Origin of the sequence: Micromonospora qiuiae, from assembly GCF_016863555.1 — a bacterium.
Taxonomy (GTDB): Bacteria; Actinomycetota; Actinomycetes; order Mycobacteriales; family Micromonosporaceae; genus Micromonospora; species Micromonospora qiuiae.
This window is the reverse complement of record NZ_BOPC01000092.1, coordinates 1-9,816: the sequence shown is the minus strand read 5'-3', so window position 1 is coordinate 9,816 and position 9,816 is coordinate 1. Positions and strand designations below refer to the sequence as shown.

The 9,816-nt window shown below is 69.3% G+C and carries 11 protein-coding genes; 10 read left to right on the top strand and 1 reads right to left on the bottom strand.

Features of this window, described 5'->3' with window-relative positions:
- The first annotated feature begins 158 nt into the window (after positions 1-158).
- Entirely contained in the window at positions 159-1,007 is an 849-nt protein-coding gene (locus tag Vqi01_RS25755; RefSeq protein WP_204037487.1) for a phosphotransferase family protein, read from the top strand.
- A gap of 26 nt (positions 1,008-1,033) precedes the next feature.
- Here the strand turns inward: Vqi01_RS25755 and Vqi01_RS25750 are convergent, their stop codons facing one another.
- Entirely contained in the window at positions 1,034-2,455 is a 1,422-nt protein-coding gene (locus tag Vqi01_RS25750; RefSeq protein WP_204037485.1) for an NsdA family TPR-like regulatory protein, read from the bottom strand.
- Between the two features lie 343 nt (positions 2,456-2,798).
- Here Vqi01_RS25750 and folE point away from each other — a divergent pair, with 343 nt between their 5' ends.
- The 9 genes from folE to Vqi01_RS25705 form a co-directional block, all read left to right on the top strand.
- Positions 2,799-3,422, top strand: a complete 624-nt coding sequence (folE, locus tag Vqi01_RS25745) for a GTP cyclohydrolase I (protein WP_204037483.1) — start codon at positions 2,799-2,801, stop codon at positions 3,420-3,422.
- The gene (locus tag Vqi01_RS25740) at positions 3,419-3,841 is read left to right on the top strand and encodes a 6-pyruvoyl trahydropterin synthase family protein (protein ID WP_204037482.1); all 423 of its coding nucleotides are present in this window, start codon (positions 3,419-3,421) and stop codon (positions 3,839-3,841) included. Before folE ends, Vqi01_RS25740 begins: the two co-directional genes overlap by 4 nt.
- A gap of 20 nt (positions 3,842-3,861) precedes the next feature.
- A complete protein-coding gene (locus Vqi01_RS25735; protein ID WP_239098666.1) occupies positions 3,862-4,659 on the top strand; it encodes a 7-carboxy-7-deazaguanine synthase QueE in 798 nt (265 codons plus the stop codon).
- A complete protein-coding gene (locus tag Vqi01_RS25730; RefSeq protein WP_239098665.1) occupies positions 4,649-5,140 on the top strand; it encodes a phosphoribosyltransferase in 492 nt (163 codons plus the stop codon). The genes Vqi01_RS25735 and Vqi01_RS25730 overlap by 11 nt, the downstream gene beginning before the upstream one ends.
- 104 nt (positions 5,141-5,244) lie before the next feature.
- Complete coding sequence (locus tag Vqi01_RS25725) at positions 5,245-6,276, top strand: radical SAM protein (protein ID WP_204037478.1); 1,032 nt, start codon at positions 5,245-5,247, stop codon at positions 6,274-6,276.
- The gene (locus Vqi01_RS25720; protein WP_204037476.1) at positions 6,273-7,409 is read left to right on the top strand and encodes a DegT/DnrJ/EryC1/StrS family aminotransferase; all 1,137 of its coding nucleotides are present in this window, start codon (positions 6,273-6,275) and stop codon (positions 7,407-7,409) included. Before Vqi01_RS25725 ends, Vqi01_RS25720 begins: the two co-directional genes overlap by 4 nt.
- A 115-nt stretch (positions 7,410-7,524) precedes the next feature.
- The gene (locus Vqi01_RS25715; RefSeq protein ID WP_204037474.1) at positions 7,525-8,259 is read left to right on the top strand and encodes a 7-cyano-7-deazaguanine synthase; all 735 of its coding nucleotides are present in this window, start codon (positions 7,525-7,527) and stop codon (positions 8,257-8,259) included.
- Positions 8,256-9,083 carry a TIM barrel protein gene (locus Vqi01_RS25710; RefSeq protein WP_204037468.1) on the top strand — a complete coding sequence of 276 codons (828 nt, stop codon included), beginning with the start codon at positions 8,256-8,258 and terminating at the stop codon, positions 9,081-9,083. Before Vqi01_RS25715 ends, Vqi01_RS25710 begins: the two co-directional genes overlap by 4 nt.
- A 17-nt stretch (positions 9,084-9,100) precedes the next feature.
- A partial coding sequence (locus Vqi01_RS25705) for a nucleoside/nucleotide kinase family protein (protein ID WP_204037466.1) occupies positions 9,101-9,816 on the top strand: 716 nt, incomplete at its 3' end.

Below are 9,816 nucleotides of genomic sequence, written 5' to 3'. Positions count from 1 at the left end.
CGGCTGCCAAGCTGTTCGGAATCCCACTCATCGATACTGTAGAGCGATGAGCGTTCGAGTCGAATGAAAGCGGTGAGCAGCATGGAAACGCGCTGGCCAATGGCTGTTCGGCTCGGTCGTGCATGACTGTGACGCAGGCGCGGGCAGCGTGCCACCTAGTGGGCCTCGATGTTGACGAACTGCGCCCTGTACGTATCCATAGCAACGCGGTGTTCCTTCTACCACGGGCCCGCATTATCGTGCGTGTCGGTCGGGGCGCCGAGGCGGTGGAACGAGCCATGCGGGCGGTCGAGGTTTCCCGCTGGCTGGCGGGCGAGGGCTTCCCCACCGTGGTGCCCGTCGCAGGAATCGAGCAGCCAATCGTCGTCTACGGCGACCAAGAGGAGCAGGCACCGGTCACGTTCTGGGAACAGGCCGATATCTGCCCCGATCCGAACCCGGCCGCGGCTGCTGCAGAACTGGGCTGGCTGTTGCGACGGCTGCACACTCTGCGGCCCCCCGTCGTCCTTCCGCGGTTTCGTCCGCTGGATCGGCTCATCGCGGCCGCTCGGTCCAGCAACTGGCTTAATGAGTCCGACCGGCTCTGGATCGATGCGAGGGCGGTTGAACTGCAGCGCAGCCTTGACATGGGCGAGTTTCGGCTGGGCGCCGGCCTGGTGCACGGTGACGCGCAGTTGGGCAACGTCATCTCGACCCGAACTGGTCCGGTGCTCGCTGATTGGGACAACGCGGCGGTCGCGCCGCGCGAGTGGGATCTGGTCCCGTCTGCTGCTGAGGAACGGTTCGGTGGGCCCTCTGAGCTGTTGACCCATCTGCTCGCCGCGTACGACGCGGATCCAACCACGGACCCTGGCTGGGAAATCCTTCGGGACATCTACGAGCTGCGGTCGGTTGCCGCGCACATCCGCCGCGCCCCGTCCTCTCCGCCGCACGCCCGCGAAGCTGCGCTGCGGATCGCGTCGCTGCGCGCAGGCGACCGCACCGTTTGCTGGTCAGCAGTCGGTTAGTACGAGCAGCAGCGCGCGGGGCACGGTCAGGCAGCTGCGGTACGCAGGGTGACGGTCAGCCGTTCCCGGAACGCGCGAACTGCGGGCCGGGCGGCGTGCGGCGCGGAGTGGGTCAGCAGCGAGCTGAGCCTGTCGAGGACGCGGATGGAGGTGGCAACCTCGGCGGCCATGTCGATCGCCTGGTGGCCGTCGGCGGCTGCTTGGTCCGGGTCGATGCCGGTGAACCGGGCTGCGCTGACGCAGATCTGGTCGAAGACGGTCGAGCGGGAGTAGCCCGGCGGCCGGGCAGCGAGTGCGGCGAGAGCTTGTTCTTCCGCTTGTACAGCCAGATCCGGGTGATGGACAGCCGCGTCCTGCCATGCGAGGGCCGCGTTGCCGGCGAGCTCGGCTCGGCCGGTGTATGCCAGCAGGTCGTCATCGCCGGGGTCCGCGTCGGCGAGCAGATCCTCAGCCAACCGGATCGCGTGCTTGAGTTCTGTGATCGAGGAGGGCCCGAGCGGACCGAGCATCCGTGCACGCAGGTTCCACAGCATCGCCGCGGCGGCAGGGTGCCGTCCGCGCGGCAGCAGCGCCAGGGCTGCGTCGACGAGCTGCAGTCCGGTGGCCGGGTGGCCAAGGTCGCGCATCTGCCGGGCCATGTCCGCGAGAAGGCTGACCTGCAGCAGTGCCGATCGCCGGTCGGTGGATTCCCGGGCGGCCTGCAGCCCGAGAGTGAAGTACCGCTGGGCGGGGCCGGCCATTTGTACGTCGTGGCTCATCCAACCGGCCATTCCGGCAAGCTCTGCGATCGCAGCGAGCATCCGGTTGCCTACCGCGTTGGTGTAGGACGTCTCGCGTAGCAGGTCGACGGCATGTTTGAGTTGCCCGACCGCGGCCTCGCGACTCAGGCCGCCGCCGATCGCCGCATCCTGGGCGCCGAACGCGGCGGTGGCGGCCTCGATTCTTGCGACGGTCGACATGGTCAGGCGGTGAGGTGTCGGCGCGGAGCGGTCCGGTAGCTGCCCTGCGGGACCGGTGAGCCAGCGCAGCAGCGGGTCGGTCAGCGCCTCGCCCGTGGTGAAGGCGATCGCGTTGGTCAGAAGTGCGCGCCTGGTCAGCATGTCGCTCCCGATGTAGGCGGCCAGCTCATCAAGCGTACGAGCGGCCACGCAGGGAACAAGGTGCGGTGCGGGCGGAGTGGCACCGGCACGTGACTGAGGCCAGATCACCGCGACCGGGATTTCGATGCCCCATGCCCGGGACAGCACCTCGGCGACCACTTCCGGCTGCCGGCATGTCCCGCCGGACAGCCATCGTTTGACGCCTACGTGGTCATAGGACAGGTAGAGGCCGTACTTGTGGTTACCGAGAGAGTTGATTGCAGCGGCGAACTCGTCGAGCGAGGTGAAACCACTGCCCTCGAGTAGTACCGCCAAGACCGGGTTGACGATCCGCGAGGGCATCCTCATGGCGTTATCCCTCACACACCTAGGGTGACCGGCCGGCTCGTCCACAGAGTACCGGCGGCGACATCGGCTGTGGGCGAACGCACCTTTCGCGCACCTTCCTGAGCGCTTTCCACGGTCTGGTCGGCCCGGCGGGCCTGGTGCCACGCTCAGTCAGACGGGCACCGCGACCGAACGGCCGAGGGAGCTACGCCGCAGGACGTGCCGCTTGACCTTGCGAGCGGGGGATCGGCACGGTGCACGCCCACCACGAACCGCAAAGGCAGGACCTGCTGCGCTCGCGTATGCGGCGGTCGTCATCGCGCACGGCAGGGAAGCACGTTCGAGCTCACCCCAAGGAGAACTGGTGACAACGACCTTGCTCGACCTCGACGGTCCAGACCATGCCGTGCTCACCGGTGCGAGCGCGCTCAATCGAAAGCAGGCTGAGCAGGCAGTAAGACAGTTGCTGCAGGCCCTCGGCGTCCCCGCGGACACCGAAGTCGGCCGGAACACCCCGCGCCGCATGACCGACGCCCTCGCGCAGTTGCTCACCCCACGGTCGTGGACGTTCACCACGTTCCCGAACGACGAGGGTCACCACGATCTGGTCCTGACGCGCGACATCGCGTTCACGTCGCTGTGCGCGCACCACCTGCTGCCGTTCTCTGGCCGCGCGCACGTCGGCTTCTACCCACGAGAGAAGTTGCCGGGCCTGTCAAAGATCGCCCGGACGGTGGAGATGTTCGCCGCACGGCTGCAGGTGCAGGAGAACCTCGGGCAGCAGATCGCCGGGTTCCTGGAGGAGCAGTTGGCATGCGACGGGGTCGGCGTGGTGCTCGTCGCCGAGCACCTGTGCATGACGCGTCGCGGTGTCCGCGCCGCCGGGGCGGACACGCTCACGGTCGCCGCTCGCGGCCGGCTGCAACAGGACCCCACCGCGCGCATCGAGTTCCTCCAGCTGGCCGTTCAGTCGGGTAGGACCGCATGAGCCAGCTCGCGCCGGCCAGCTCGGCTTCCGTCGAACCGGGGACCTACCGGATTTGCAAGACGTACACGTTCGAGGGGGCGCACCAGCTCGGCGGGCTGTCGGAGGGGCACAAGTGCGGCCGGCTGCACGGGCACGGATACACCGTGGAAGTCATGCTCGCGTCCAGACGGCTCACCGGACCCGGCTTCGTGGTCGACTTCGCGGAGCTCGATCTGCTGAAGCGGCACCTGGACAGCGGATTCGATCACCGGCTCCTCAACGACGTCGTCGATGTCGAGCCGACCAGCGAGAACCTGGCGCGGGCGCTCTTCGACTGGTGCGCGGCTCACCTTGACCTGCCGGACGGCACGTTCATCGAGGCCGTACGGGTGCGCGAAACCGCGACCAGCTGGGCGGAGTACCGCCAGGACATCCACTGACCAGGAACGGAGCCGTCGCCTTGTCTCCTGCGATCACCGCCCCGACCGTCCGGACCGGCGCGCGCGTTGCGGTCGCCGACCTTTTCTACTCCTTCCAGGGAGAAGGGGTGAACCTCGGCCGCCGTGCCCTGTTCGTGCGGCTCATAAAGTGCAATCTGACGTGCGGCTATCCGGGTATGCCTCGTGCAGCGGATGCGCCGGCGATCGGCGCGATGGTCTGCGACACCGAGTACACATGGAACACGGCCAAACACGACCTGCACGCCGCCCCGGCGATGAGCGCGGCCGAGATTTGGAACGAGCTGGTACGGCTCGACCCGGCCACCGACAACTCAGGCATGGCAGCGGTGGACCTGGTCGTCGTCTCCGGTGGCGAACCGCTGTTGCACCCCGGCATCGTCGTCGACCTCGCCAGGCGTGCGACCGCCTCCGGCAGGGCCTTGGAGATCGAGACGAACGCGACCATCGCTCCGAGCCCCGCCCTGATCGCGGCCGGCGCGCGCTTCAACGCCGGGCTGAAGCTGGCAAGCTCCGCGGTCCCCTACGGCAAGCGAATCAAGCCGCAGGTCATCACGCAGCTGCAGGCCAGCGGACGAGCCCGGTGGAAGTTTGTGGTGACCGGCCCCGAAGACGTACGGGAGATCGCCGGCCTCCAGCAGAAGTTCGGCCTCACCGAGGTATGGCTGTCCCCGGAGGGCACCAGTGCCGACGTGGTCGTCGACCGGATGCGGTGGCTGGCCGACGTCGCGCTGACCCACGGCTGGAACCTCACCACCCGCCAGCACGTGCTGATCTGGGGTGACGATCGTGGCCGGTGACCGTACCTCAACGATGCTCGGCTGGGACAGCATCACCGCGACCGCCGACCGGATCGCGAGCGAGGTCCGCGCCGACAAGGTTCCCGACGTATTGGTGGGAGTGCTGCGCGGTGGTGCCATCCCGGCCGTGCTGCTCGCGCACGCCCTCGGCGTACGCATGGTGCGTGCCGTGGAGGTGCTGCGGACCACCGCCGACGGCGTCGACGCGGTGAAGTCAGCGGCGCCGCAGGTCGCCAACGCGGCCAGCCTCGGCGACCTGACCGGCGCGGACGTGCTCGTCGTCGACGACGTCGCCGGCAGCGGTGACACCGTCGCACGCACCGTCGAGCTGGTGCGGACGGCCGGGGCCGCTCGGGTACGCACCGCGATCTTCGTGGTCAACGTCGACAACTGGCAGCGACCGCAGAACCCCGGGCAGGCGCTGACCTACATCGGAGCCGTCGCCGATGGCTGGGTCGTCTTCCCATGGGAGCGTCCGTGACCTGGGCGGCGATCCGGTCCCTGCGCACACCGGCGCCGAAAATTGGTCGCGGCGGCCACAGCACACCGGCTGGCACTCAAATTCGGAAGGGAGAACGGCACGCGATGACCGGTGTATCCCTGTTGTGGGCGCTGCGATCACCGTGCAACCTCGGCTGCCGCTACTGCTACTTCGGCACAATCGAGGAGCACCGGGAAGCCATGCCGGCTCAGCCCGGGACGCTGTCGCACCTGGCGCGCACCGATCTGGGCCTGGCCACCATCGCCGCGTTCGTGCAGACCCTGCCCGCCTCGCGCGTCGAGCGCATCTTCCTCGCCGGCGGCGAGCCGCTGATCTGGCCGCCCATCATGGACGTGGTCGCCGGGATCAAAGCCGCCGGCGTCCAGGTGGTGCTGTGCACCAACGGCATTCCGCTCAACCGGCCGGAAATCGTCGAGTCGATCCTCGCCACCGGGGTCGACGCCGTGTCCGTTTCGCTCGACTCCGCCGACCCCGGCTACAACGACCGGTGGCGTCCGGCCCGCAACGGCGTGCACGGCCACCGCGACGTCGTGGCCGGCATCCAGGCTCTGATCACCGCGCGCGCCGCTGACCGGTTGCCACGCGTGGGCATCTACTCGGTGGTCACCCGGCAGACAATCGACACGGTCACCGAGACCGCGGCCCTGGCCGCTCGGCTCGGCTGCGACTACTTTGTGCCGCAGCCGATCGCCCTGGAGCCGGAGCACGCGCTGCACCAGCAGCTGTCGCTCACATCGTCCGACGCCGAAGCGCTGGCCGCGGCGCTCGCGCAGTTGTACGACGCGCCGCCGGTTCAACTTCCCGCGCCTACCTACGCAGACCAGGTCATCGACGCGGTCACCGCCGAGACTCCCAGCCTCGTGCACGGCTGTTTCGGCGGGACCGACCTGTTCTTCATCGAACCCGACGGCAGCGTCTGGGACTGCCCCTCCACCTTGAAGATCCGCGCCACCGCAGCGGGCGAGGGCCACCGCTCGATCCGTGGCGCGAGCGCCACCACGTTGTTCGGCCCCGGCGGCGCCTGCGCCGACTGCCACCTGTTCTCCGCCGACTGCGTCAACATGTGGCCACTGATGGGCTTCGCCAGGTTCCTGCCCACGGGTGTGCCGTCATGACGCCCGGCAACGTGCGTCGCGCTGCGCCGCCGGATGTCACCGAGCTTGACGAAGCTGTCGTCGCGGACCTTGCGCGTCTGCTCGCGCGGATGCCCGACCCCGCCGGCGGTGTGCATGGACCGGCATTGGAACGGGAACTGGCCGCAGCCACCGGCGTACGGCATGCGGTCGCGGTGTCCTCCGGCACCGCAGCGCTGCACACCGCGCTGCGCGCACTACACATCGGCCCGGGCGACGACGTCCTCGTCCCGGCGCTGTCGGTGATCATGTCGGTCGCCCCGGTCATCCACGCCGGCGCCCGGCCAGTCTTCGTCGACTGCGACCCCACCGGCACCGACCTCGACTATGACGACCTCAGCCGCAAAATCACACCCTCGGCCAAAGCGATCCTGCCTGTGTATCTGTGGGGCCGGCCCGGCGACCCGGCCCGGCTCGCTCGCATGGCAAGAGAGCACGGCCTGGCGGTCGTGGAGGACGCCTGCCAGGCGCAAGGGAGTCGCGCCGACGGTCGACTTGTCGGCACCATCGGCGACGTCGGCTGCTTCAGCCTCAAAGACGGCAAGGTGCTCTGGGCCGGAGAGGGCGGATATCTCCTCACCGATCGCGACGGCATCGCCCAGCGCGCGCGGTCCTTCCGCTCGCACCAGCTGCCGCCACCGCCTCAGAACGGCCGCCCGGCCGAGGTCGGCTACAACTACCGGCTTGCCGAGCCGCTCGCGCTCATCGCCCGCGCCAACCTCGCCCGCTTCCACACGCTGGCCGCCCGCCGCCGCCACCAGGCCAGTCTGCTCGCCCACCTGCTAACCGGTACCCCCGGCATCGACGTGACCGACGTCCCGGCCCGGAAGGACTGGAACGGCTACAGCTTCCTAGCGACGGTGAGGATGGACGAGCCTCACGCGTTCTGCGAGCACCTTGCTCGACACGGCGTACCCAACAGCGTCGGCACGTTCGGCCTGATCCCCGCCGATCAGCGCCCCGCGCTCGCCCCGTTCACCACCGCGCCGTGCCCCAACGCTGCCGCGGTCATCGACCGGACCCTCGCCGTCGTCCTTACCGACCACGACGACGAGCAACGCCTCACCGACTACGCACAAACGATCTCCGAGGAGGCCCGCCGGTGGAGACCGTGACCTGCGACGTGCGCCGGCTGCCGCGAGCACCCCGAGAGCCAGCACCGCCGGTGCCGTCCGGCCACGGGATGGTGCCGCCGACATCGCAGCGACATCTACACAGAGGAAGTGACCGATGAGCGAGATCCTGCTCTTCTCCGCCGGGCTGGATTCCTTCCCGGCCTGGCACTACCTGGGCAAACCTCCAATCCTGTACTTCGACAGCGGACACTACGGAGGACAGCAGGAAATCGACACCGTGCGGGTGCTCGCGGCCGCGCACGGCATGGACCTGGAGATCAGCAGCGAGCTCGACCTGTCTCGCCGCGCCACCCCGCAGGGGGACCTGATCCCGTTCCGGAACGTGCTGTTCGCGATGCTGGCCGCGTTCCGCGCCGACGTGATCTGGTGCATCGGCGTCAAGGGCGACCACACTGCCGACAAGAGCCCCGAGGCGTTCGCGCGGATGAGCGAAATGCTGACCGCGTTCGCTGGCCGGTCGATCCGGGTCGACAGCCCGTTCTGGGACATGACGAAGTCGGAAATCGTCGCCTGGTACCTCAAGGCCGGTTTACCCGTCGACGACCTGCTGCAGACCTTCTCCTGCGCGACGCCGGGCGCCGCGTTCACGCACTGCGGCCGGTGTCCGAGCTGCTTGCGTCGCTGGATAGCGCTGGCCAACAACGACATCGACACCAGCGGCCACTTCGCTTCCCCGCCGTGGAACTGGGACCGGATCCGCACCTACTACCTGCCGACGATGGCCAGGGGCGTCTATCCGGCCCACCGCGTCGAGGAGTTCCACCGCGCCATGGCCACCGTCGGCATCACCCGACACGACGGACCCCGTACACCAAGGGAGGAACAGTGAAAGTCGCCGGCCTGCGGTTTGCCGCGAACATGTCCATCCTTTACGGGCACCTGCCCCTGCTCGACCGGCCGGCTGCGGCGGCAGCCGACGGCTTTGACGCCGTCGAGTGCTGGTGGCCGTTCTCCCGTCCGGCGCCCGACGACCGGGAGACCGACGCGTTTGCTGCCGCGCTCGGCGCCGCCGGAGTACGTCTGGTCGCGATGAACCTGGTGGAAGGCGACATGCGATCCGGTGACCGCGGGCTGCTGTCGAGCCCGCGCCGCCACGGCGAGTTCCGGACTGGTATCGACACCGCCGTGGAGTTCGCCGCGCGCACCGGCTGCCGGATCCTCAACGCGCTGTACGGCAACCGGGAACCCGACGTCAACCCCGCCTGTCAGGACCAGTTGGCCCTCGAAAGTCTCGCCGCGGCCGCCACCGCCGCAGACACGATCGGCGCCACGGTGGTGCTGGAGGCGATCAGCCCCCGGGAAGCCCCGAATTACCCGCTCGGTGACGCCGACGCGGCGGTGACGGTCGCCGACGCGGTCAACGCCCTCACCGGCCTGACCAACGCCGGGTTCCTGTGCGACCTCTACCACCACGGCCGCTTCGGCGAGGACGTGCCCGCGCTGCTGCACCGGCACGCGGCACGCATCGCACACCTGCAGGTCGCCGACGACCCCGGCCGCGGCCGTCCCGGCTCCGGCGTGCTGGACTACCCGACCTACTTCGCCGCTCTACAGGAGATCGACTACCACGGCTGGATCGGGCTGGAATACGAACCGACCCGCGACCCCGCCGTCGACTACGACTGGCTGCCGACCCTGCGGCCGGCCCGATGACACGGGCGGAAGCAGACATGCCGCACACCGACACACCGATAGCCGACGTGCAGACCGAGCCGTCGTGGCGGCTCCCGCCGCCGCAGGGACGCCTCGTCACGATCGAAGGGGTCTGGGGAGCAGGCAAGACCACCGCAGCCCATCTCGTGGGTGCCAGACTCCGGCGGGCCGGGTTCACCGTCCAGGTGATCCACTACGGCGGGGAGCCCGGCAGCATCGGCCGGCTGTCGGCGTTCCTCGAACGCTCCCCGCTGCGTGCGCGGACCGGTCTCGGCGGGTACGCCTTGCCCCATCACAGCACCGTCGATGTGCTGCTGCGCCTGTGTCGCGAGGCCCATCACCACGTCCACTGCTTCCGGCCCGCCCTGGCGGTCAACGACGTGGTGCTCGTTGACCACGGCGTCTACTCCAAACTCGCCTGGGCTCTGGCGGTGCTGACCGAGACCGATCCCGACGCCGATCCCGCGCGCACGCTGCAACGGCTGCGGGCCGTCGTCGCGCCCTGGTTCTGCGAACCGGACGTGCCGGTGTTCCTCGACACGCCGTGGCCGCTGGCTCGGGAACGCGCGATCGCTCGCGGTCGCGGCGGTGGCGATCCGGCAGCGATCGAACGGCTGCTGTTCCTGCCCCGCTACACCGCCGCCTACCGGCAGGTCCTCGCCGGCCACGAGGACCGGGTGGCCCGCGTACGGGTCGGGCTGCGCGCCGCCGGCGTGGTCGCCGAGGAGATCAC